Genomic DNA, 22,295 nt, shown 5'->3' on the forward strand with positions numbered 1-22,295 from the left:
TGTTCCCACGGCCCGTGTGCCGGAGCTGCTCGATCGAACCGGCGAGATCTGTGCGAGCAGGCTGGAGTCGGTGCTGGCCGGGACCGTGCCGGGCGCGCGGGTTCGGAACCTACGGCAGCGGCCGATCGGGGGCCGGGAACGTCAGCGACACCGTCCACCTGGCCATCGACTACGCCCGGCGGCCGGCCGGTGCGCGGACGCGTGTCCGGCTGCGACGCCGATCACGGCGCGGCGGTGCTGACGCAGCCGGCCCGCCTGCACGCGAACCTTCGCCCCGCTCGAGGGCACGACCGCGCCGCCCTGGCCGATCCGGATGCCGGACGTCGCCAAGTACTGGACCGGGCTGGCCCGCGCCGGCGCGGTGGAGGCGCGGCGGCGGTTCACCGGGCGGCTGCCCGAGGCCGACCTGGCCGCGATGGACGCGATGGCCGAACTGGTGCACGGCCGGCACCTGCTCCCCACCGGCTGCCCACGCTGTCGCACGGCGATCCGCGGGTGGACAACGTGCTGTTCGAAACGGTCGACGGCGAGGTTCGCGCGGTGCTGATCGACTGGCAGGTCACGGGGTTGCGCAACCCGATGTACGACGTCGGCTATTCCTGTCCGGCAGCCTGCCGGTGGCCGATCGGCGCGCGAACGAGGACAAGCTCCTGGAGCACTACCTATGCGAGTACGCGGGGATCGCGCCCGGCTACGAGCGGGCCGAGGCGCTGGCGGACTACCGCACGCAGGCGCTCGCAGGCTGGTCATCACCACGGCGACGATCGCCGTGCTGCCCGACGTCGAGGCCGCGAACGACCTGCTCGCGACCCTGCTGGAACGCAACTGTGCCGCGGTCGCCGACTGGGGCTCACTCGAGGCCTGCCCGGAGGCGATCGTCGGATGACGGACCGGAAAACCGCACCGGAACTGGGTTTCCACACCCTGGGCGGACATGTGGAGAACCCGCGGGCGCGGCTGGGCGAGGAACTGGCTTCGGCGCGGCGTTGCTGTTCTCGGTGAAGGAAGCGGCGTCACTGACCGGCGCGATGGCCGCGGTCACCGAGTCGACACGGGTGATCACCGGCGCGACCAACACGACCTGCGGCACCCGGCGGCCTGGGCGTCGACACTGCACCGGTTCACCGGCGGCCGGTTCACCCTGGGCCTGGGCCGCGGGCTGCCCCCGCAACTGGCGGCGTTCGGACTGCCGCCGGTGACCACGGCGCACCTGGAGGACTTCATCGGCCTGATGCGGCGGTTGTGGCACGGCGAAACGGCGACCGGGCACGACGGTCCGGCCGGGAGGTACCCGCAGCTTCGGCTGGACCCGACGTTCGACGAGGACACCCCGACCGCCCTGACCGCGTTCGGCCGGGCCACCCTGGCGCCGGCCGGGCGTGCGGCCGACGCCGTCATCCTGCGCACCTACTTCGCCGACGAGACCGTGGAACGCGCGGTGCGCACCGCGCGGCCGGCCGCCGAGCAGGCCGGCCGCGACCCGGCGTCGGTGCAGGTGTGGGCGTGCTACGCGACGGTGCCGGACCCGATCGGCGAGGAACCTCGGCTGCGCCGCACGGTCGCCCGGCCGGCCACCTACCTCCAGCTCTACCGCGAACTCCTGGTCGCCACCAACCGGTGGGATCCGATTGTGCTGCAACGGTTGCGGGACGACCCGGTGGTGGCCGGGCTGTCCGGCTGGGCCGACATCGTCGGCACCCGCGACGAGATCGAGCACATCGCCGGGCTGCTGTCCGACGGATGGCTGGGGATCGCCGCGTCCGGCGCACCGGAAAGTGCGCTGAGCGGGTGCGCACCCAGTTCGACCTGGGCGTGGACGGCGTGATCATGCACTGCGGCACCCCGGCCGGACTGGCCCCGGCCATCGGCGCCTACCTGGATCGTTGGCGCGCCGTCCGCCGCCGAGCCGAGAAGGCACGCACGACGACCGGCGTCGAACGTGCCGAAGCGCGCGACTTCGATCGCAGCCACTCGCACCGCCCCTGCCCGGCCCGCCACCGGGGCCTGTGATACTTTTGAACGAACTGGGGCTCATGTGCTAATGCAAACGCGCCCTGGCTCAGGGCCGGTAGCTCAGTTGGTCAGAGCAGGGGACTCATAATCCCTTGGCCGTCGGTTCGAGCCCGACCCGGCCCACTTTCCTGTCTCGATGGCGCCTGTGGCGGCACGGTCCCAGGTGGGGCACCCGGGTACCCCGGCTGGTGACACCCGACCGAAACGTCACGGGTGGGTAGAACACCGCACCGGATTCGGCACGAGCGCGTTGAAAGCCCGGACACACCACGATCGCGGCCGGCATCGCCGGACTTCCGTCGGCAGCACACCGGAACCGGTACGTCGCGGTTTCACCACGGGGCGTCAGCCCGCCGCGGCGGAACCACCCGAATGGCGAAGCGGGTGAAAAGCCGATGCCACGGGAAAATCACGGGACTTGGTGCATCGAGACCACGTCCAGGCCGAGGACGCGGAAGAGGCTCAGCAGGCGGTGCAGGCGCTCCTCGTCGGTGAGGTGGCAGTAGATGATCGTTTCCGGTGGCGCGGCGGCGACTTCCAGCTCCCCGAAGTCGACGACGGCGTGGGCGGCGCGGTCGGACAGGCGCCCGGAGACGCGGAAAACGTAGCTGGTCTGCGACACCTGAGCCTCCCGTCTGGCTCCTCTAGCGCCCCTTGTCGCCACCGTCGCGCGTGCGTGTGGGGGCGTCCTCGCCCGTGCCGGATGAGCTCGTGTTCGAGCGGTGGCCGTGCGACAGTGGGTGACGGACGGGGCCGGAGGGAGAACAGCGTGTCCCACAACGAAAAGCCGCGCTGGAAGCGGAGCGTGCCCGAGCTGCCGGGCGGGTTCGTGTCGCGACCGCGGTTGCTGAACGCGCTCGATCGGGCCGCGCCGGAGGCCGCGACGATGGTGTGCGCGCCCGCGGGGTCGGGCAAGACGTTGGTGCTGGCGGAATGGGTGCGCGGCGGCGAAAACGAAGCCGCGTGGCTTTCGCTCGACGCCGCGGACAACGACGTGCGCCGGTTCCGCTCCGGCCTGCTCGACGCGCTCGTGCCGGCCGCGCCCGCACTGAGCCGGCTCGACGCCGGCAGCCCCGGTTTCCTCGCCGACCTCGTCGACGCGCTCGACAGCCTGCCCGCGCCGCTGCGCCTGGTCCTCGACGACGTGCACGAGCTCGTGGCCACGGAACCCTTGCGTGACGTGGAACAACTGCTGCGCCTGCGTCCCCGCGGCCTGCAGCTCGTGTTGTCCACGCGTTGGGATCCCCCGCTCCCCCTGGCCCGGCTACGCCTCTCCGGCCGGCTGGCGGATCTGCGGTCCGATCACCTGCAGTTCCGCCCGGACGAAGCCGCCGCGCTGCTGGCCGCGGAAGGGGTGACGATCGGTGCCGAACAGGTCGACCGGCTGGTCGCGCGCACGGAAGGCTGGGCGAGCGGGCTGCGGCTCGCGGCCGAGTCCCTCAAGGGCGGCGCGGAGTTCACGGGCACCGACCCGACCGTGAGCGCCTACCTCGTGGACGAGGTGCTCGCGCCACTGTCCGAAGAGGAGCGTGAGTTCCTGCGCGAGATCAGTGTCTGCGAGAGGGTTTCCGCCTCGCTGGCCACCACGCTGTCCGGTCGCGCCGACGCCGGCGAGCTGCTGGCCCGGCTGGAACACCGCACGGCCATGCTGTTCCGCACCGGCGCCGGCCGCCGCATCTACCGGCTGCACACGCTGCTGCGCGCCCACCTGCTCACCGACCTGATGCTGCGCACGCCCCGCCGCGTGCCGGTGCTGCACCGCCGCGCCGCCGAGTGGCTGCGCGAGCGGCAGCAGGCCGGCGACGCCGTGGCCCACGCGCTCGAGGCCGGCGACGCCGCGCTCGTCGCGGACCTGCTGCGCCGCCACGCCCTCGACCTGTTGCTCGCCGGCGAGCACGAGGTGCTGCGCCGCGCCCGGGCCGCGCTCAGCGACGACGTGGTCGGCGACGACCCGTGGCTCGCGCTCACCGGCGCGCTCGAACACCTCGACGCCGCCCGCCCCGGCGCCGCGCGCGCCCAGGTCACGCTCGCCGAACGCGCGTGGCCCCGCGAGCCGTCGCGGGAATTGCACGCGCTGCGCGGGCTCGTCGACTCCCGCTTCGCCCACGCCGCGGGCTCGGTCGAAAACGGCCTCACGAGCGACATCGACACCCTCGCCGAACGGGGTTCCGCCCTCAGCGCCATGACGCTGCTGGAATCCGGCCAGGCCCTGCTCACAGCCGGCCGCGCCGCCGAGGCCCGCCGCCCCGTGGAGTCCGCGCTGGCCTTCGCCCGCGCGCACGGCCACGGGCACCTGGAACAGCAGTGCCTCACCGTGCTCGCGGGCGTCGCCGCGACCGTCGGCGATTTCCGCGCCATGACCGCCCTCGCCCTCGACGCCGACGCCCTCGCCGAGACCCACGGCTGGCGCGACACCGTGGCGGGCGCGAAAACCTCGCTGCTCCTGGCCTGCGGCGCGCTCCTGCGGGCCGACGCGTCCGCCTGCCTGTCCCGGATCGACCGCGTCGCACGCGTGCTCGCCACCACCGACACCCTGGGCCACACCGGCCTCACGCTGCTCACCGCCACGCTCGAAGGCACCGCCCGCTTCGACGGCGGCCAGCGTTCGGCCGGGCTGCGCCGCATGACCGACGCCCGCCTCGCCGAGGGGCCCGCTCCCCTGCCCGACGGCGTGGTCGCCCTCGCCGTGGTGTGCGAGCACGATGCCGCCACGCGCCTCGGCCGCGGCGAGACCGCGCGGGACGTGCTGGCCTGGGCCCGCGACCGGATCCCCACGGCCGCCGAGATCCTGCTGGTCCGCGCCGGCACGCAGGTCGTGCTCGGCCGCGACGGCCACGCCCGCAACCTGCTGCGTCCGCTGCTCGACGGGGCGGTCGAGCCCGTGCTGGCGTGGACGCCGATCACGGCCTGGCTGCTCGAAGCCGAGATCGCCCTGCGCTGCGGCGAGGAGGTCCGCGCGCGCCGCGCCGTGGCGAAGGCGCTCGGCCCGGCCGAACGGCTCGGTGTGCTGCGCCCGCTCGTCTCGGCCGCGCCGGAGGTGCTCGACCTGGCGCTGCTCGACGTCCCCGGCGGCCACCGCTTCACCACCGACCTGCGCCGCGCGCGGGCGCTGCGGGGCCGGCAGCCCGACGCCGTGGCGCTCACCGAGCGGGAACGGACGGTGCTGCGTCTGCTGCCCACGGTCCGCTCGCTCGACGAGATCGCCGGGGACCTCATGGTGTCGCCCAACACCGTGAAAACGCACGTGCGCGCTCTGTACCGCAAGCTCGGCGTCGGCTCACGACGAGAGGCCGTGCGTTCGGCCGTCCGGCGTGGAATCGTGGACAACTAGTTGGGACATTCGGCCCTTCCGTCGTCACCGCAACGTCCTACCGTCGAAGGCGTGGGACGAGGCGGCCGGACGACGACCAACCGGTGGCGGGTGCCGGGTGCGAAGGTGACAATGCCCTTGCTGCCACCGGATTTCGTGACGCGCCCACGATTGCTCGACGCGCTCGACGCCGCCGCCGACAGCCCCGTCACGGCCGTGTGCGCCCCCGCGGGCTACGGCAAGACCACGCTGCTGGCCGAGTGGGCCGCGAGCCGGTCCGTCGCGTGGGTCTCGCTCGACGCCGAGGACAACGACCCCCACCGCTTCTGGTCCGCGATCCTTTGCGCGCTCGAGAAAACCGTGCCCGCGGGCAGCCGCGTGCACACCGTCGCCGCGCCGGAAGGCGACAGCCGCGCCGATTTCCTCGCCGAGCTCGTCGACGCCCTCGACGAGCTGCCGGATCCCGTGCGGCTCGTGCTCGACGACTTCCAGGAGATCGTGGCCACCGGGCCGCTGCACGACGTGACCACCCTTATCCGCACCCCGCCGGCCGGGCTGCGCCTCACGCTCTCCGCGCGGTCCGACCCGCGGCTGCAGCTCGCGCGGCTGCAGGTGCAGGGCGACCTCGCCCGCGTCGGCGCGGACGACCTGCGCTTCACCACCGAGGAAACCGCCCAGCTGCTGCGGGTCACGGGTGTGCGCTGCGGCGAGGACGACGTGCGCCGGCTGGTCGAGCGCACGGCGGGCTGGACGGCGGCCGTGCACTGGGCCGCGGTGTCGCTGCGGACCGTGGCCGACGTCGACGTGTTTCTCACCGAGCTCGACGGCGAGGACCGGTCGATGTCGGCGTTCCTCGCCGACGAGGTGCTCGCGCGCCTGCCGGAGGGCGCACCCGAGCTGCTGCGCCGCATCAGCGTGTGCGACGCCGTGCCCGCCGCGCTGGCCCGCGAGCTCGCCGCGCGCGAGGACGCGGGTGCCGTGCTCGCCGAGCTGGAGCGGCACACGTTCCTGGTCGCGCGCGTCGACGACCCCGGCCGGTCCTACCGCGTGCAGCCGCTGCTGCGGTCGTACCTGCGCGCCGACCTCGACCTGCGCTACCCCGGTCTCGCGACCGAGCTGCACGCCACGGCGGCGCGGTGGTTCGCCGACGAGGAGCGCATCGGCGAGGCCCTCGAACACGCCGTGGCCGGTTTGGACCGCGAAGGCATCGTCGAGCTGCTGCACGCCCACGCGCTCGCCTGCCTGCTGGCCGGTGACGACCTCGCCGTGCGGGAAACGCTGGCCTACCTCGGCGGAGACCTCGACCACGACCTGCGGGCCGCCCGCACGCTCGCCGACATCCAGAGCGGCGAGCCGACCGAACCGCCCGACGACCCGCTGCTCGCCCGCCACCACGCGCTGGCCGAGGGCCGCCGCCCGGCCGGACCGCCGGTGGACGGACCGGGCGCGTGGGTCGAGCTCGACCGCGCGTGGGCCTCGCTGCACCGCGGCGCCTGGCGCGACACCACCACCCGAGTGCGCGCCGCCCTCGACACCGCGCGCCGCGACGGGCAGGACTACCTCGTGCTCCACGGCCTCGCCGCCCTCGCCGTGGCCGGTGGTTTCGGCGGGTACCAGGACGAGGCCCGCGCCGCGTGCCAGGAAGCCGTGGAGCTGGCCACCCGGCACGGCTGGCCGCATTCGCCGTGGCTGGCCGTGTGCCGGCTCGTGCTCGCGTGCGACCACCTGCTGCGGCTCGATCCGGCGGCCGCCGCCCGCGAGGTGCGCGACGCGGACACGCCGCTGGGCGAGTTCATCCGCGGCACCGCGCGGTTCGACGGCACGGCGCGGTTCGAAGGCACGGCGCGGTTCGAAGGCACAGGGCGTTACGAAGGCACGGCGCGTTTTGAAGGCACAGGGCGGTTCGAAAACACCGGGCGGTTCGACGGCACAGGGCGGTTCGACGGCACAGCGCAGGCCGACGCCCGGTTCGGCACCGCGGGCTCGTCCAACGGCACCGCCCAGTTCGGCGGCGAGGGCCGGCGCGACGGCCTGGAAACCATGCGCCGGGCCCGCCACGAGCTTGGCGACCTGCCCGCGGGCCCCGCCGCGCTCGTCGCCGTGCTGGAGCACCACGCGGCCGTGTTCCTCGGGGAAGCCTTGCACGCCAACGAAGTGCTGCTGTGGGCCCGCGACCGCCTCCCCCACACGCGCGAGCTGGACCTGATGCAGGCGTGGACCCACCTCGCGGCCGACCGGCCCGACGACGCCGCGGCCGCGTTGCGCAGCCGGCGGGCGGTCCTGCTGCCGACCACGCCCGTCGACGTCGAGCTCGCCGTGGCCGCGCTCGCCCTGCGCGCCGGGCGCCGCACCGAAGCGCTGCGGACGCTGGAGCACGCGCTGGGGCTGGCCGCCGGGGGTGACCTGGTGCGGCCGTTCGCGCTGGCCGAACCGGCGGTGCGGCACCTGCTCGTGGACCACTCGGGCGGCTTCGGGCGGCTCGACGGCTTCTCCGCGTCGGTCCGCGACCGGTTGCGCCGCTTCGACCCCGCGCCCGTGGACGACCGGCTCACCGAACGTGAGCAGGTCGTGCTGCAGCGGCTGCCCTCGCAACGGTCACTCGACGAGATCGCGGCCGACCTGACCGTGTCCGTGAACACCGTGAAGACGCACGTGCGGGCGATCTACGTGAAGCTCGGCGTGACCAACCGCCGGGACGCCGTGCTGGTGGCACGCGAGCACGGCCTCGCGTGAGGCTTCATCCGCGACAGATGAGGCCGGACCCGCGCCGGAGTCCGACGCTTCCAGCAAGCCCGCCACGGGCACGGATCCCGCGGACACGAGAGGACTCTCACCATGACCGACACGGGAGCACGAGCGCCGCACACCGAGGCCGGCGGAACCACCGGCCGACACCCCGGCTCCCGGCCGACCGCGACCGGCTGGACCGGCTGGGTCGCGTTCGCCGCGACCATGATGATGCTGCTGGGTGCCTTCCAGGTGATCGAGGGGCTCGTCGCGCTGCTCAACACCCGCTACTTCGTGGTCGACGAGACGGGCCTCGTCGTCTCGGTCAACTACACCACGTGGGGCTGGGTACACCTCGGGCTCGGCGTGCTGCTGGTCGTCGTCGGCATCGGCGTGTTCACCGGCAACCGCGTCGCGCAGATCACCGGCATCGTCCTCGCGGGCCTGAGCGCGCTGGTCAACCTCGCGTTCCTGCCCGCGTACCCGCTGTGGTCGATCATCGTCATCGCCGTCGACGTGCTCGTGATCTACGCGCTCGCGGTGCACGGCAAGGAGATGCAGCGGATCTGACGGGGCGGTCAGGCCGGTGCGGGCCCCGGTTCCGCGGGGTCCGCGCCGGTTTTCGCCGCGGTCTCGGTTTCCACGGCGGGCTCTTCGGGTTCGTCGGGCTCCGGTGGCGGCTCGTCGCGGTTGGCCGTCATGCGGATGAGCGCGTCGGCCCAGCCCGCCGTCGGATCGATGTCCACGAACAGCGCCTTGATCAGCAGCGTCGCCGGCACGGCCAGGATCGCGCCCAGCGGGCCGAGCAGCCACGCCCAGAAGACCAGGGCCAGCACCGTCACCAGTGTCGAGAGCCCCACCGACCCCGCGACGAACCGCGGCTGGATCAGCGACTGCACCACGAAGTTGAGCGCCGAGTAGACCACGATCACGACCAGCATCATCTTCCAGCCGCCTTCGAGCAGCCCCAGCAACGCGGGTGGGATCACGCCGATGACGAAGCCGACGTTCGGGATGTAGTTGGTGACGAACGCGAGCAGCCCCCACAGGATCGGCACGGGGATGCCGATGATCGCCAGCCCCACCGCGTCGAGCACGGCCACGATGAAGCCGAAGACGGTCGTCACGAGGATGTAGCTGCGCGTGCCCGTGGCGAAGCGGTGGAACGCGGCCGTGACCCACGGCCGTTCCGTGTCGATGGCGCCGAGGCGCTTGTCGGCCCACGTGGCCTCGGTGCTGACGAAAAGCAGCAACGCCAGCAGGAAGATCAGGTTGGTGAGGACCCCGCCGACCCCGGTCAGCAGCGAGCCGACGAGGCTCGCGAGCTTGCCGAGGTCCAGTGACGAAGCCAGGTCCCGCAGCTGCTGCGGCCCCACCCCGAACTGCGCGAGCTGTTCCGTCGCGGACTTGAGCAGCTCGCTCGCGCGGGCTGCGTAGCGCGGCAGGATCGAGGCGAGCTGCGCCAGCGACACGATGACCACGAACACCAGGCTCACGATCACCACGTAGACCACCGTGACGAGCGCGACGGTCGTCAGCCAGCGCGGCCAGCCCTTGCGGCGCAGCCAGACCTGCACCGGGCTCGCGGTGACGACGATGACCAGCGCGAGGAACACCGGCCCCACGATGAACGCGATCGCCCGCACGCCGGCCAGCGTGATCACCGCCGACGCGGCGCAGAGCATGATCACCAGCACCCGCGGCAGGAGGCTGCCGGGCGGGAACGTCGAGGTGATCTGTTCGGGACTCCTCCGTCTCGCCCCCACGGTTCGTCCGCGCAGCTTCACGAAACCACCTCACCCTCGGCCGGGTCAGGGTGCTGCGGCGGTGCCCCGCGCGGGCGTCCCCGATGTCACTCCGGTGTGGACGGACCCGCCCGGCGGCTCCGGCCGGGCGGTCCCGGGGATACGGTCACCGTCCGCGCACGGTTCGCGCCTCACCCGTGCCGGATGAGACTTGCCGGGGATTCCGGGGCGGCAGTGCGCGACCGCTCTGGGCCGACTGTCGCGACCGCCCCCCGGCAGCCGCTGTCAGCCCGCGAGCACACCCGATCCGCCGCCGCCAGTGGTCCGCTCACCCGTCCTGCCCGGGCGCGGGCACCGGCCGAGGCACGGGATCTGGGCCCACACCGTCTTGCGGTCGTACTCGGGTTCGGGCAGCACACCCCACGTCACCGACAGGCGGTCAACGAGCAGGAGGCCGCGGCCGCGCGGGCCGGGCAGGCGGGAGAGGCCCATGGTGGGTTGCACGAGGTTGCGGTCGGCCACCTCCACGCGCACGGTGCACGGGCGCAGGCTGTGCCACAGCTGCAGGTGACGCGGTCCGTCCCCGTGGTCGTGGGCGTTGGCGAGCAGCTCGGTGGCGACCAGGAGCACGTCGTCGCGGTGTTCGTCACCGAGCGTGTCGAGATGGCGCGACACCCATCTGCGCATGGTGCGCACCGTCGCGGCCGTGGTGCCGTGCAGCGGAAGCACCCACGTTCCTGGCCGGCCGGCGTTTCGGACTCCGGTCAACGCCACCACCTCCGATCCGCGGTCGGCGCACTTGCTCACGACTTACCCGATCGGGTCACGAATCAATCACCGTCGGCGGTGCGGAGTTCTGGGTTTTTTGGTCCACAATGGACATTCGGCCGTTCAGGACTGTGGCTTTTGCCTGTTCAGGCGCTTCGATGGTTTCTGCGGTACCCGTTCCGGGCATGGACGCGGGTGAAAAGGTTGCACTCGATTGACACAGAGTGCAACGGCCTCTTCACCGAGCGTGCCCAACCTCGGAAACCCGGAACACCGGCCACCCGATCTCCGTCCGCCACTTCCCCGGATCCGGGTCGTCACGCGGCCCGCACAGGTACCTCTCGTGCACCGGCCCCGCCACCGCCAGTGCGTGGTCCACGACCCAGCCGCCCAACCGTCCGTAGGTGACGTCGATGTCGTCGTGGTCGCCGGCGTGCACCGTGACCGCGAGGTCCGTCACCGGGAGGGTCCGCGGCGTGACGCGGCCGACCGTCGGCGCGTCGAGGACCGGCCGGTACACCAGCACGGTGCCGCGGCCGGCGGTGAACAGGTCGTCGGAGTACAGCCCGCCCGGTGGCGCGAAGCCCTCGCGTCCGGCCACGGCGGCGTCCAGTTCGGACATGGCCGCGTCGTACCACCCCAGGACCTCCGAGAGGTCCACTGTGGCCTCGATGGCCGCGACGGTGCGGGCGGGCACCGAGCGCAGCTCGACCTCGAGCTCGGCGACGTCGGGCTCCAGCAGCCGGCGCAGGGACGTCACGGCGGCGCGCGTGCGGTCCAGTCGCTCCTCGAGCCGCCGCAGGTGGCCCGTGATGAGGTCGGCGCGGGCACCCGGATCGGCGGTCAAGAGGATTCCCCGCACCTCGGCCAGCGGCACGTCGAGCTCGCGCAGGCGGTGGATCACCTGGGCGTTCGGGATCTGCTCGGGCGAGTAGTACCGGTAGCCGGTGGCGTCGTCGACCGACGCCGGGGCCAGCAGGCCCGCCTCGTGGTAGCGGCGCAGCGTGCGCACGCTCAGCCGGGTGAGCCGGGCGAACTCGCCGATCGTCAGACCTTCGCGCATGCCGCCACTGTGCACCCTCTCCCGGGGAGAGAACCGAGCCGGGCTTGACCCTCTCCCCGGGAGAGGCCCGACGGTGGTGCGGTCACCCCGACGAAGACCCCAGGAGGACCGCCATGACCCTGCCCGCGCCGATCACCGACTACCTCGCCGCCCACGAGGACCGCGACGCCGGCCGCGCGCTGCCGCTGTTCGCGCCCGAGGCCACCGTCGTCGACGACGGCCGGACTTACCGCGGCCCCGCCGAGATCCGCGGCTGGCTCGGCCGGGCGGCGAGCGAGTACACCTACACCACCACGTTGACCGCCACGGAACGCGTCGACGACCACCACTACGTCGCCACGCACCACCTCGAAGGCGACTTCCCGGGCGGCGTGGTCGACCTGCACTTCCGGTTCACGCTCGACACCGGGAGGATCACCGAGCTGACCATCGAACCGTGAGCGGAAAAACCCCGCGACAGCACCGGAATCCGCGGCTACAGTTGCACGAGTGGCCACGGGGGTTCCCGCGGCACACGAGGTTCGGGTGTGTCCGGTGCGCAGGCAACGGTTACTTCCATTGGTGATCAACGGGTTCGATTCCCGTAAGCCCCGGGCAACCGGGGCCGGCGTGGTCCTGTTCGCGGGGCCGCCGTGTCACCGTCGCCAATCTTCTCTCGGGCGCGTCCGGACCGCACGAAAACCACGCGACACAGGTATTTCCCGCTGTTGGCGTGAAACCGCACTCCCGGTGCGAAGCTCCGCGGTCATTTCCTGGATCGAAATCACCGCAGGGCGAATTTTACTCGGGAGCAACGTTTCAGGTGTGCCCGGTGCGCAGGTGACGGTTACTTCCGCTATGGACGGGCAGGTTGCGGGTTCAAATCCCGTCACCCCGACCTGTCGGGGTGTAGCTCAATTCGGCAGAGCAGCTGATGTACCGTGGCCGACTTTTCCTCGGACACACCTGAACCGTTGCTCCCTCACCAGCGAAGAACGAGGGGGTCGACCATGGCCAGGTTCACCATCTTCCGCGCGCGCCCGGCGGCCCGCTCGCCGATCGCGAGCGAGGCCGTCGCGAACGGGCGCACCCACGAAGGAGCGGCCGGCTACGCGCGGGACACGCGCGGCGAGCTGTTCCTGCTCGCCGTGACCAACTTCGTCGGCGAGCACACCTTCTACGAGAGCGCCGAGAACCGCGATCTCCGCTACGCCACCCTCGTGCGCGCCGCGACGCTGGTCGATCCCGAGTGGACGGTGCGGTTCCTCGCGTGGCTGCGCCGGGATGCGAACCTGCGCACCGCGGCGCTCGTCGGCGCGGCAGAGTTCGCCGCCGCCCGCCGGGAAGCCGGCCTCGATGGCCTCTCGCGCCAGGTCGTGGCGAGCGTGCTGCAGCGCGCCGACGAGCCGGGTGAGCTGCTGGCGTACTGGACGAGCCTCTAACGCCGCGCGGTGCCGAAGCCGGTCAAGCGCGGTGTCGCCGACGCTGTCCAGCGCCTCTACACCGAGAGCTCGTACCTCAAGTGGGAGTCCGCCACGCGCGGGTTCCGGTTCGCCGACGTCCTCGGGCTGACGCACCCCGGCCCGCGCGAAGCCTGGCAGAGCGCGCTGTTCGAGCACATCCTCGACGTCCGGTTCCACGCCGACCGCGAACTGCCCGCCGCGCTGGGCACGCTCGGCGCGCACCGGCACCTGATGGCGTGGCCGGTCGAACGGCGGCGCGCGCTCCTCGAGTCCGGCACCGCGAGCGCCGAGCTGCGGCGGGCCGGGATGACGTGGGAGTCGCTCGCCGGGTGGCTGCGGGGGCCGCTGACCGCGGCCGCGTGGGAGGCCGTGATCCCGTCGATGGGCTACATGGCGCTGCTGCGCAACCTGCGCAACTTCGACCAGGCCGGGGTTTCCGACGAGGTGGCGCAGGCAGTCGCCACCCGGCTGGCGGACCCGGAGCAGGTCGCGCGGTCGAAGCAGCTGCCGATGCGGTTCCTCTCGGCGTACCGGGCGGCGCCGTCGCTGCGGTGGGCGTGGGCGCTCGAACAGGCGATCACGCACTCGCTCGCCGGTGTGCCGGAGCTGCCGGGTCGCACGCTGATCCTGGTGGACACCTCGTGGTCGATGCACGCGGGGTTCTCCCGCGACGGCACGCTGATGCGGTGGGACGCGGCCGCGGTCTTCGGGCTGGCTCTCGCGCAGCGCTGCGCGAAGGCCGACTTGGTGTCGTTCTCCGGCGACACCAAGGAGTTCCGCGTGGCGCAGCGGGAGTCGCTGCTCAAGGCGGTGGACCGCTGGCGCGGCGACGGGTACTTCCTCGGCGGTGGCACCGACACCGCCGGCGCCATCCGGAAGCACCTGCGGGGCCACGACCGCGTGGTGATCCTCACCGACGAGCAGGCCACGTACGGCGATGTCGGGCGGGCCGTGCCCGTCGACACCCCGCTCTACACCTGGAACCTCGCCGGCTGCACGCGCGGCCACGCCCCCAGCGGCGGCCGTCACCGCCACCCGTTCGGCGGCCTGACCGACCAGGTCTTCCGGATGGTCCCGCTGCTGGAAGCGGGGCAGAACGCCGACTGGCCGTTCTGAGCGCCTGTCGTGATCGGACGGTGGGCACTGTCCGATCACGACGGTGCCCACCGGTACAGAAAATTCGCGCACGATCGGACCAGTCGCGCGCGCGAGAGCGCACCTGACCTCGATCTCATGATGCTTTCTCCTGGTTCAGGCAGTACCTACGACAACCTGCTCACCTGCACCCCGCCGTTCTTGCCGGACAACGCGCACTTCATGGTCGGCGCCGTCACGATCCCGCCGGGCGACCCGGGCAGCGGCCCGCATCGGCACTCCGGCCCGGTGTTCGGGTACCACCTTCGCCACCCGAGCGCGCGCCGCACCGCCTGACCTTCGACTGCCTGCTGTCTCCCGCGCGGAGGCGCAGGCCCGGCGTCAGCTCCGGCCGTACGCCTTGCGGGCGAGGCGAGCGGCGGACGGTGCGTGGCGGTCGGCTTCGGCCCGGATGTCGGCGATCGTCTGTGCCGCCAGGGCTTTGCGCCACTGCAGCTCGGCGTGCTGCATGGCGGAGTCGACTGCGCACCGCCGCCGGAACGCGCTGCGCGGTGCCTCCTCGCCCATCCCGTGCTGCCGGATCTCGGTGCACTGGAACGCCGGATCGCGGCCCTCGATCGCCGCGACCACGTCCATGAGCGTGATGTCCTCCGGCCGGCGCGCGAGCACGAACCCGCCGCGCGCGCCCGGCAGCGACCGCAGCAGGCCCGCGCGGACGAGCGCCTGCAGCTGCTTGTTCAGGTACGCCACGGGAAGCTCGTAGCTGGCCGCGAGCGACGCGGTGGACACCGGCTCGTCGTCGTCGAGCCACGCGAGCGACAGCAGGACGTGGACGGACCACTCGACACCCTGGTTCATCCGCACGGCCGCCACCCTAGACAATCTGGACGTCCGAAGTCAAGGTTCGGCTTGCGGGCTCCCGAGCGCACCTGCCACCATCGGAATCCCCTGCAGTGCACGAGGAGCAGCGAAGTGACCGAAGTGGCCGGTGGTGGCCTGACGGATGCGGTGACGGCGTTCGAGGCTGTGCGCCCACGGCTGTTCGGCATCGCCTACCGGCTGCTGGGCTCGTCGGCGGACGCCGAGGACGTGGTGCAGGAGACGTGGATTCGATGGCAGCGCACGGATCGCGCGGCGGTGCGCAACGCCGAGGCGTTCCTCGTCACCGCCGCGAGCCGGCTGGCGCTCACCGCCGCGACCTCGGCCCGCACGCGCCGCGAGCTCTACGTGGGCCCGTGGCTGCCCGAGCCGCTCGCAGACAGCACCCAGGCGGCCGTCGAGCGGAACGAGGCCCTCGAGCTGGCCGTGCTCGTGCTGCTCGAACGGCTGACGCCGCAGGAGCGCGCGGTGTATGTGCTGAAGGAAGCGTTCGACTACCCGTACCGCGAAATCGCCGGGTTCCTCGACATCACCGAGGACAACGCGCGCCAGCTCGGCCACCGCGCGCGCAGTCACGTGACCCGCGAACGCGGTGCGCGCGTGAGCCCGGCGGAGCGCGACCGGTTGCTGGGGGCGTTCCTCGCGGCCGCGCGTGCCGGGGACCTCGAAGGGCTGCAGAGCCTGCTGGCCGAGCACGCCGTGGCGCGGTCCGACGGCGGCGGCGTGGTCACGGCGGCGCGCAAGCCCGTGCGCGGGCGGGAGCGCGTGGCCCAGTTCCTCGTGCGCACGGTCGCGATCTTCGGGCGGGACACGTCGACTTCGCTCGTGGCCGCCAACGGACGGCACATCGTGCTCGTCCCGCGCGGCAACGCACCACTCGCCGCGGCCTGGATCGAAGCGGCACCCGAAGGCATCAACCAGGTCTACGTCGTCGCGAACCCAGCGAAACTCGCGCGACTGGCACCGGCATGACCGCGCCCGGAATCGACCTGCACCCCGGGCGCACGGTCGCGATCTTCGGGCGGGACACATCGACTTCGCTCGTGCCCGCCAACGGACGGCACATCGTGCTCGTCTCCCGGGGCGGCGCACCGCTCGCGGCGGCCTGGATCGAAGCGGCACCCGAAGGCATCAACCAGGTCTACGTCGTCGCGAACCCGGCGAAACTCGCGCGACTGGCACCGGCATGACCGCGCCCGGAATCGACCTGCACCTCGAGCTGGGTCCTCCCGGCGCACGTGCGATCGAGGCGGCGCTGCGCGACGCCATCGCCTCCGGCCGGCTGGCCCCCGGCACGCGTCTGCCCGGCACTCGCAGCCTGGCCGCCGACCTCGGCATCGCGCGGGGCACCGTCGTCGAGGCCTACGCCCAGCTGGTGGCCGAGGGCCGGCTGGTGAGCACGGCGGGCTCCGGCACGCGCGTCGCCGAAACCCGGCTGCGCTCGGCGACGCGGGAGCCGGACGTGTCACCGCGCCTGCTCGACCTGCGCCCCGGGCGGCCGGATCTGAGCCTGTTTCCGCGCACCCTGTGGTCGGCCAGTGTGAAACGTACGCTGTCGGCGTCCACTTTGGACTACGCCGACCCGGCCGGTCTGCGCGGCCTGCGCGAGGCGGTGGCGCTGCACGTGTCGCGCACGCGCGGTGTCCTCGCCGGGCCCGAGGCCGTCGTGATCACCTGCGGGTTCACCCACGGTCTCGCGCTGCTGGCCCGCGCGTTGCGGGAGTCGGGCGTGCGGGTGATCGGCACGGAGGACCCGGGCCTCGTCCACCACCGGCGCCTCATCCACGGCGCCGGGCTCGCCACGGCCGCGCTGCCCGTGGGTGCTGCGGGTGCCGACCCGGCCGCGTTGCGGCCCGGCCTGGGCGCCGTGCTGCTCACGCCCGCCCACCAGCACCCCCGCGGCGTCGTCCTGAGCCCCGCTTCGCGCGCGGCGTTCGTCGCCTGGGCCCGCGACCACGACGCCTACCTCATCGAGGACGACTACGACGGCGAATTCCGCTACGACAAGCACCCCGTGGGCGCCCTCCAGCCCCTCGACCCGGAGCGGGTGGTGTTCGCGGGCAGCACCAGCAAAGCGCTGGCACCCGGCCTGCGCCTCGGCTGGCTCGTGCTGCCGGCGCGCCTGCGCGTCCCCGTCCTGGACGCCCTCGCCGCCACCGGCGCCACCCCGGGCGCCCCGGCCCAGCTCGCCCTCGCCGACCTCCTCCAGCGCGGCGACTACGACCGCCACGTCCGCCGCGCGCGCCAGACCTACCGCAACCGACGCGCCGACCTGGCCGCCCGCCTGGCCCCGGTGCCCTTCGACGGCGTTCCGGCCGGCCTCCACGCCCTGCTGCCGCTGGCGTCCCGCGAGGAGGAGACCCGGCTGGTGAACGCCGGCCTCACGGCGGGGCTCCACCTCACGGGCCTGCGAACCAGCGGCTACTGGCACTCGGCGGACGAGGACCGGGCCGGACTGGTGATCGGGTACGCGACCCCGCCGCAGCACTCGTGGCGGGCGGCGTTGGAGGCGTTGGCCGGGGTGGTGGAGGGTGCGGACATCGCTTCCTGGTGAAGTTTCGCGCACCTGACACGCGGTCGGGGCGCCGAACACCCCACGTCGACGCGCCCGGCGAGGGTGCCGGGTTGCCGACTCACTGCCCGGGGCGCCGGCCCCTCACCTCGAAATTTCACCGGACGACCACCACCCAGCGTCGGCCGCCGGGGTCAACCCCGTGCGAAGCCCTCGCGCCACGACGGGTGGGCCGGGGTCCAGCCCAGGTCCTTGCGGGCGTGGGTGTTGTCGGCGCCGCGGGCCCAAGGGGTGCGGGCGGCATCGCTGTGGGTGGGTGGGGGTGCGCCGACCCGCATGCAGAAGGCGGGGGTCCACTCGTGGCTCGGAGTGGGGTCGTCGTCGCAGAGGTTGGTGGGGCCGGGGGGCCAGGTGAGGGCGTCGACGGCGGCCGTGGCGGCGTCGGTGACGTGGAGGAAGCTGGTGACGTCCGCGGTGGCCGGGAGGGTGCCCGCCTGGGCGAGCCGGGTCATGAGGCCGTCGGGGGCGTACCAGGTGTCCGGGCCGTAGAGGGTGCCGTAGCGGAGGATCACCCATTCCGGCAGTTCGGCGACAGCGGCCTCCAGGGCGGCGACGCCCGAGACCGTGGCGAGCCGCTCGGCGGTGCCGGTCAGGTCGAGGGGCGTGTCTTCCGTCGCGGGGGCGTCGCCGGGCTCGTACGCCCACGAGATGCTCTGCGCGACCATCCGCCGCACACCGGCGGCCTTGGCGGCGTCGACGAGGTTGCGCGTGCCGACCGTGCGCACGCGGGCGTTGGCCACGCGGTCGCCGGCGCCGAGGTCGGTGAGCTGGTGCATCACGACGTCCGGCGCGGCGGCCCGGACGATCTCCGCGAGCCCCGGCGCGTCGTACACGTCGCCGAGCACGGCCGTGGCACCCAGCGCGGTGATCCGGTCGGCCGAGGCCGCGCCGCGCGCCAGGCCCACCACCGCGTGGCCGTGCGCGAGCAGCTCCGGCACCACCCGCCGCCCGACGACGCCGGACGCCCCGGCGAGAAAGACCCGCATCACATTCCTCTCGACGGTCCGCTGTGGACGATCTCCAGCCAACCAGCCCCGGCGGCGGGCCGGTAGTCCACTTGACGTCCGCCGCAGTGGACCGGTTCACATCGAACGTGCGAAACCGCGCTCGAATGCGCCCACTTGGTGTGCGCGGCCGAACACCGAGGGGTGGATCACAACCGCGCCCTGTCACGTTCGGGACGGCCACCCGGTCTGGGAAGCAAACACCCGAACAGAGACGAGGTCTGAACCGATGCGAGTCGCGGTAGCCGGCGGTACGGGGCTGGTGGGGACGCTGGTGGTGCGCGAGCTGATCGCGGCCGGGCACGAAGCGGTGGTCCTGGCGCGATCGCGCGGCGTGGACCTGAGGACCGGCGCCGGGCTCGCGGGCCGGCTCGACGGTTGCGAGGAGGTCGTCGACGTCACCAACGTCGTCTCCCTCCGCCGCAAACCCGCGGTCGGCTTCTTCGCCGCGGCCACGCGCAACCTGCTCGACGCCGCCGCGGCGGCGGGTGCGCGGCACGTGATCACGCTGTCGATCGTGGGTGTCGACGACGTCGACCTCGGTTACTACTACGGCAAGCGCACGCAGGAGGAGCTCGTGCGCACCGGCCCAGTGCCGTGGACGATCCTGCGGGCCACCCAGTTCCACGAGTTCCCCGAGCCCCTGGTGGACGGTGCGCGCGGGCCGTTCGTGCTGGTGCCGCGGGAACTTTCGCAGCCGGTCGCGGCCGAAGAGGTCGCCAAGGCGCTGGCGGACCGCGTCGGCACCCGGCCCGGCGGGTACGCGCGGCCCCTGGCCGGGCCCGAGCGGCTGCAGATGTCCGACATGGCCCGGCGGCTGGTGAAAGCCCGCGGGTCGCGCAAGGTCGTGGTGCCGGTGCGGCTGCCGGGCGCCGTCGGCCGGGCGATGACCGGCGGCGCGCTGCTGCCGAAGGAAGACCACGCCCAGGGCGAACGCACGTTCGCCGAGTACCTCCGCCGCGTCGCCGCGCGAGCGGGCACCGAACTGTCCTGAAAGGACCGAAGTGAACACCCTCGCCGTCCGGCTCGCGCTGGTGGTCCCGTTCCTCGACGAAGTGGTCGTCGGCGGCTGGAACCAGCTGTTCCCCGAAAGCTTCTACACCACGTTCCCCACCGTCGACCTGAACCCGCCGTTCAGCGAGCACTTCGCCCGTGACTTCGGCGGCGCGACGCTCGCCGTGGCCGTGCTGCTCGGCCTCGCGCTCGTCAAAGCGAAAACGCACTACGTCGTGCCCGCGGCGGCGGCTTTCTCGGTTTTCGCGGTGCCGCACTTCTTCTTCCACCTACTCGATACGCACCCACCGATGGTGTGGCAGGAGGTCGTGCTCACCACCGCCAACGCCGCGGTCGCGCTGCTCGGCCTCGCCGCGATCGCGCCGGCGGTGCTGCGGGACCGACGCCGGGCCTGACCACTCGGGGGCACCGAACGCGGGATCACACCGGGCCCAGATCCGAGGACAGCCAGTGCTGCGGCCGCATCGAGATCACGACGTGCTCGCCGAGGTCGGTCCGCTCGAAGTCGAGGAAGGCCGCCACTTTCGCGGGTGGCAGGTAACGCGCCACCATTTCGCGGGCACGTTCCTCGCTGTCGGGGCCGATGCCGGTCACCGGGCCTTCCACCGAGACGTAGCGGACGGTGGGTGAGGTCCGTTGCACCATCAGGGTGAAGCGGCCCACCTCCCGGATCGCGCGGGTCTTGCGGGCCTCCGGGGGCGAGCGGACCCACAGCTCACCGCCCGGGGTGTACTGGTACCAGATGGGCACGACGAGGGGCGCGCGGTCGGGTCGGTCGACCACCGACAGCGCGGCGACGTGCGGTTCGGCCAGGAACTGTTCGCGCATTTCCACTGTCAACGCCATGCCCTCCGATGTTACCCGCCGGGCCCGGCAAAAACGCGCTCTGAGCAATTCAAGTCCATTATGGACGGACAGTTCACCGCTGTAACGCTCATGAAAGTACCCACGACTCACGTGGGGTACACCTTTCGCGACACCGACCGCAAAACCGCCGAGAGGAACCAACCATGACCGCCACCGATGACCGCGACCTGACGCCCGGCCCGTGACCGCGTCCGGACAGGACACCGTCCTGGTCGTGGGCGCCGGGCCGGTGGGCCTGACCGCCGCCGCCGAGCTCGTGCGCCAAGGGGCGCGCGTGCGGGTGGTCGAGCAGCTCACCGAGCCCACCACGCAGTCGCGCGCCGTGACGGTGCACCCGCGCACGCAAGAGCACCTGGCCGCGATGGGCGTGCTGCCCCGGATCGCCGCCGAGGCGTCCACCGTGACCGCACTGGAGATGTACGCCGGGCGCGATCCACGCCGGCCCACCGTGCGGCTGGCCACCGAGCACCTCGCCACGCGCTACCCGCACATCCTCGACCTCCCCCAGCCGCGCACCGAGGCCCTGCTCGCCGAGCACGCGGCCGAGCTGGGCATCCGGATCGAGCGCGGGGTGACCCTGGAGCACCTCCGGCAGGACTCGACCGGCGTCACCGCCACCTTCGCCTCCGCTGCCGGGCGCGAACGGTCCCGCTACGGCTGGGTGGTCGGCGCCGACGGCGGGCACAGCACGACCCGCACGGCCGTCGGCACCCGGATCGAGGGCGTGTTCAAAGGTCAACATTTCCTGTTCGCCGACGTGGCGGCAACAACGGAATTCACGCCCGACACTGTGCGGATGTTCGCCCATCCCGCCGGGATCGGGGGTGTTTTTCCGATGCCCGGCGGCCGGACGCGGTTGTTGTTCGAAGTCGAACCCCCACCACCGGGCGCGGTCCCGACGATCGCGCAGACACAAGCGCTGGTCGACGAGCGGGCGGGCGGCGCCTGGCACGTGACCCGACGCCCACTGGCTCACCTACTTCGAGGTCCACCACGGCCAGGTGCCCCGCTACCGCCACGGCCGCGTGCTGCTGGCCGGCGACGCCGCGCACATCCACAGCCCCGCCGGCGGCCAGGGCATGAACACCGGCATCCACGACGCGGTCAACCTCGCGTGGAAACTCGCCCTGGTCGCCACCGGCCGCGCCGATCCCACGTTGGTGGATTCCTACCAAGCCGAACGGCATCCGGTCGGCGCCGCCGTGGTGAAACAAACAACTCGCATGACCGACACGATGACCGAACGCGGGCTGCGCAACCTCGCGCTCTTCCTCGCCGGGCACCTGCCGCCGCTGCGCGAGGAGCTGATCTCCGGCCTCGCCGAGGTCGCCATCCACTACCGGCACAGCCCGATCGTGGGCGGCCGCGCGCCCTCACGACGCCACCCGCACCCCGGCGACCACGCCCCCGACGTGCCCGGCCTGCACACCGCCGACGGCGCCCCGGCCTCCCTCGACGACCTCCTCCGCCACCCCGGCCACCTGCTCCTCACCACCGTCGGCGACGACCAGGTCCTCGATCAGCTGCGGGCCGCCCTCGCCGGCCTCGGCAGCGTCCTGCGCATCCCGCCGAGAGCCACCACCGCGTTCACCGACCGCTACGGCACCGGCGACCACGGGCTCGCCCTCATCCGCCCCGACGGTTACCTCGGCCTCATCAGCCGCGAGGCGACCCCCGAGGCCGTGGCCGCCTACGTCCGGCGTCTCCTGCACGCGTGATCCGGAGTCGGGGATGGCGTGATCGTGTTCGCCGACGTCCGCACCGGGCCGGATCCTGCGCCGGGTCGAGCCCGCGCG

22 protein-coding genes, 1 tRNA gene and 3 pseudogenes are annotated in these 22,295 nt (G+C 72.9%); 19 read left to right on the forward strand and 7 right to left on the reverse strand.

The genetic code is table 11. The features are described from left to right. Positions 1–234: 234 nt before the first annotated feature. The 4 genes and pseudogenes from ACWEOE_RS32465 to ACWEOE_RS32480 all read left to right on the forward strand — a co-directional run. Positions 235–561, forward strand: a pseudogene (locus tag ACWEOE_RS32465) (hypothetical protein); the annotation flags it as partial. A gap of 373 nt (positions 562–934) precedes the next feature. Continuing rightward, positions 935–1,825, forward strand: coding sequence for a TIGR03857 family LLM class F420-dependent oxidoreductase (locus ACWEOE_RS32470; protein WP_452015931.1), 891 nt, complete (start codon positions 935–937; stop codon positions 1,823–1,825). After that, positions 1,789–2,010, forward strand: a complete 222-nt coding sequence (locus tag ACWEOE_RS32475; protein ID WP_452015933.1) for a hypothetical protein — start codon at positions 1,789–1,791, stop codon at positions 2,008–2,010. The genes ACWEOE_RS32470 and ACWEOE_RS32475 overlap by 37 nt, the downstream gene beginning before the upstream one ends. Before the next feature lie 52 nt (positions 2,011–2,062). After that, positions 2,063–2,136, forward strand: a tRNA-Ile gene (locus tag ACWEOE_RS32480). Positions 2,137–2,422: 286 nt separating this feature from the next. Here ACWEOE_RS32480 and ACWEOE_RS32485 read toward each other — a convergent pair. After that, positions 2,423–2,635: a hypothetical protein gene (locus tag ACWEOE_RS32485; protein ID WP_452015935.1), complete on the reverse strand. Its 213-nt coding sequence runs from the start codon at positions 2,633–2,635 to the stop codon at positions 2,423–2,425. A gap of 147 nt (positions 2,636–2,782) precedes the next feature. On the opposite strand from ACWEOE_RS32485, the gene ACWEOE_RS32490 reads away from it, so the two are divergent. The 3 genes from ACWEOE_RS32490 to ACWEOE_RS32500 all read left to right on the forward strand — a co-directional run bounded on the left by ACWEOE_RS32490 (position 2,783) and on the right by ACWEOE_RS32500 (position 8,620). Then, positions 2,783–5,344, forward strand: coding sequence for a LuxR C-terminal-related transcriptional regulator (locus ACWEOE_RS32490; RefSeq protein ID WP_452015937.1), 2,562 nt, complete (start codon positions 2,783–2,785; stop codon positions 5,342–5,344). A 111-nt stretch (positions 5,345–5,455) separates the two neighbouring features. Then, positions 5,456–8,056, forward strand: a complete 2,601-nt coding sequence (locus ACWEOE_RS32495; protein ID WP_452015939.1) for a LuxR C-terminal-related transcriptional regulator — start codon at positions 5,456–5,458, stop codon at positions 8,054–8,056. Positions 8,057–8,158: 102 nt separating this feature from the next. After that, positions 8,159–8,620: a DUF7144 family membrane protein gene (locus ACWEOE_RS32500; RefSeq protein ID WP_452015940.1), complete on the forward strand. Its 462-nt coding sequence runs from the start codon at positions 8,159–8,161 to the stop codon at positions 8,618–8,620. Positions 8,621–8,628: 8 nt separating this feature from the next. Here ACWEOE_RS32500 and ACWEOE_RS32505 read toward each other — a convergent pair whose 3' ends face one another. From ACWEOE_RS32505 to ACWEOE_RS32515, 3 genes are all read right to left on the reverse strand, one after another. Then, positions 8,629–9,837 carry an AI-2E family transporter gene (locus ACWEOE_RS32505; RefSeq protein WP_452015942.1) on the reverse strand — a complete coding sequence of 403 codons (1,209 nt, stop codon included), beginning with the start codon at positions 9,835–9,837 and terminating at the stop codon, positions 8,629–8,631. Positions 9,838–10,080: 243 nt separating this feature from the next. Further along, positions 10,081–10,563: an ATP-binding protein gene (locus ACWEOE_RS32510; RefSeq protein WP_452015944.1), complete on the reverse strand. Its 483-nt coding sequence runs from the start codon at positions 10,561–10,563 to the stop codon at positions 10,081–10,083. Between the two features lie 238 nt (positions 10,564–10,801). Next, positions 10,802–11,626: a MerR family transcriptional regulator gene (locus tag ACWEOE_RS32515; protein ID WP_452015946.1), complete on the reverse strand. Its 825-nt coding sequence runs from the start codon at positions 11,624–11,626 to the stop codon at positions 10,802–10,804. A 113-nt stretch (positions 11,627–11,739) separates the two neighbouring features. On the opposite strand from ACWEOE_RS32515, the gene ACWEOE_RS32520 reads away from it, so the two are divergent. The 4 genes from ACWEOE_RS32520 to ACWEOE_RS32535 all read left to right on the forward strand — a co-directional run bounded on the left by ACWEOE_RS32520 (position 11,740) and on the right by ACWEOE_RS32535 (position 14,499). Next, positions 11,740–12,066, forward strand: a complete 327-nt coding sequence (locus ACWEOE_RS32520) for a nuclear transport factor 2 family protein (RefSeq protein WP_452015948.1) — start codon at positions 11,740–11,742, stop codon at positions 12,064–12,066. A gap of 549 nt (positions 12,067–12,615) precedes the next feature. Continuing rightward, a complete protein-coding gene (locus tag ACWEOE_RS32525; RefSeq protein WP_452015950.1) occupies positions 12,616–13,047 on the forward strand; it encodes a hypothetical protein in 432 nt (143 codons plus the stop codon). A gap of 9 nt (positions 13,048–13,056) precedes the next feature. Then, a complete protein-coding gene (locus ACWEOE_RS32530) occupies positions 13,057–14,184 on the forward strand; it encodes a TROVE domain-containing protein (RefSeq protein ID WP_452015952.1) in 1,128 nt (375 codons plus the stop codon). 117 nt (positions 14,185–14,301) lie between these two features. After that, positions 14,302–14,499: a hypothetical protein gene (locus ACWEOE_RS32535; protein WP_452015954.1), complete on the forward strand. Its 198-nt coding sequence runs from the start codon at positions 14,302–14,304 to the stop codon at positions 14,497–14,499. Between the two features lie 45 nt (positions 14,500–14,544). Here the strand turns inward: ACWEOE_RS32535 and ACWEOE_RS32540 are convergent, their stop codons facing one another. Continuing rightward, a complete protein-coding gene (locus ACWEOE_RS32540) occupies positions 14,545–15,021 on the reverse strand; it encodes an RrF2 family transcriptional regulator (RefSeq protein WP_452015989.1) in 477 nt (158 codons plus the stop codon). Between the two features lie 114 nt (positions 15,022–15,135). Between ACWEOE_RS32540 and sigJ the strand changes: the two genes are divergently transcribed. Genes sigJ through pdxR form a run of 3 tightly spaced genes read left to right on the forward strand, consistent with a single transcriptional unit; the run spans position 15,136 to position 17,596 of the window. Then, entirely contained in the window at positions 15,136–16,014 is an 879-nt protein-coding gene (gene sigJ / locus ACWEOE_RS32545; protein WP_452015956.1) for an RNA polymerase sigma factor SigJ, read from the forward strand. Continuing rightward, complete coding sequence (locus ACWEOE_RS32550) at positions 16,011–16,232, forward strand: hypothetical protein (RefSeq protein ID WP_452015958.1); 222 nt, start codon at positions 16,011–16,013, stop codon at positions 16,230–16,232. Before sigJ ends, ACWEOE_RS32550 begins: the two co-directional genes overlap by 4 nt. Continuing rightward, a complete protein-coding gene (gene pdxR / locus ACWEOE_RS32555; protein ID WP_452015960.1) occupies positions 16,229–17,596 on the forward strand; it encodes a MocR-like pyridoxine biosynthesis transcription factor PdxR in 1,368 nt (455 codons plus the stop codon). Before ACWEOE_RS32550 ends, pdxR begins: the two co-directional genes overlap by 4 nt. A 152-nt stretch (positions 17,597–17,748) precedes the next feature. Here the strand turns inward: pdxR and ACWEOE_RS32560 are convergent, their stop codons facing one another. After that, on the reverse strand, positions 17,749–18,600 hold the full coding sequence (locus ACWEOE_RS32560; RefSeq protein ID WP_452015962.1) for an NAD-dependent epimerase/dehydratase family protein: 852 nt from the start codon (positions 18,598–18,600) through the stop codon (positions 17,749–17,751). A gap of 247 nt (positions 18,601–18,847) precedes the next feature. Between ACWEOE_RS32560 and ACWEOE_RS32565 the strand changes: the two genes are divergently transcribed. Together ACWEOE_RS32565 and ACWEOE_RS32570 are read left to right on the forward strand one after the other, a co-directional pair. Further along, positions 18,848–19,612 (forward strand): SDR family oxidoreductase, encoded by a 765-nt coding sequence (locus ACWEOE_RS32565; RefSeq protein WP_452015963.1) that lies wholly within the window; start codon positions 18,848–18,850, stop codon positions 19,610–19,612. 10 nt (positions 19,613–19,622) lie between these two features. Next, positions 19,623–20,027: a hypothetical protein gene (locus ACWEOE_RS32570; protein ID WP_452015965.1), complete on the forward strand. Its 405-nt coding sequence runs from the start codon at positions 19,623–19,625 to the stop codon at positions 20,025–20,027. A 25-nt stretch (positions 20,028–20,052) separates the two neighbouring features. Here ACWEOE_RS32570 and ACWEOE_RS32575 read toward each other — a convergent pair whose 3' ends face one another. Next, complete coding sequence (locus tag ACWEOE_RS32575; protein ID WP_452015967.1) at positions 20,053–20,478, reverse strand: pyridoxamine 5'-phosphate oxidase family protein; 426 nt, start codon at positions 20,476–20,478, stop codon at positions 20,053–20,055. Between the two features lie 235 nt (positions 20,479–20,713). Here ACWEOE_RS32575 and ACWEOE_RS32580 point away from each other — a divergent pair. The 3 genes and pseudogenes from ACWEOE_RS32580 to ACWEOE_RS32590 form a co-directional block, all read left to right on the forward strand. Further along, positions 20,714–21,376: pseudogene (locus tag ACWEOE_RS32580) on the forward strand (FAD-dependent oxidoreductase); the annotation flags it as partial. 97 nt (positions 21,377–21,473) lie between these two features. Continuing rightward, positions 21,474–21,701: pseudogene (locus ACWEOE_RS32585) on the forward strand (FAD-dependent monooxygenase); the annotation flags it as partial. A 3-nt stretch (positions 21,702–21,704) separates the two neighbouring features. Beyond that, positions 21,705–22,217 carry an aromatic-ring hydroxylase C-terminal domain-containing protein gene (locus ACWEOE_RS32590; protein ID WP_452015991.1) on the forward strand — a complete coding sequence of 171 codons (513 nt, stop codon included), beginning with the start codon at positions 21,705–21,707 and terminating at the stop codon, positions 22,215–22,217. Positions 22,218–22,295: the final 78 nt, after the last annotated feature.

The organism is Amycolatopsis sp. NPDC004368 (assembly GCF_053602515.1).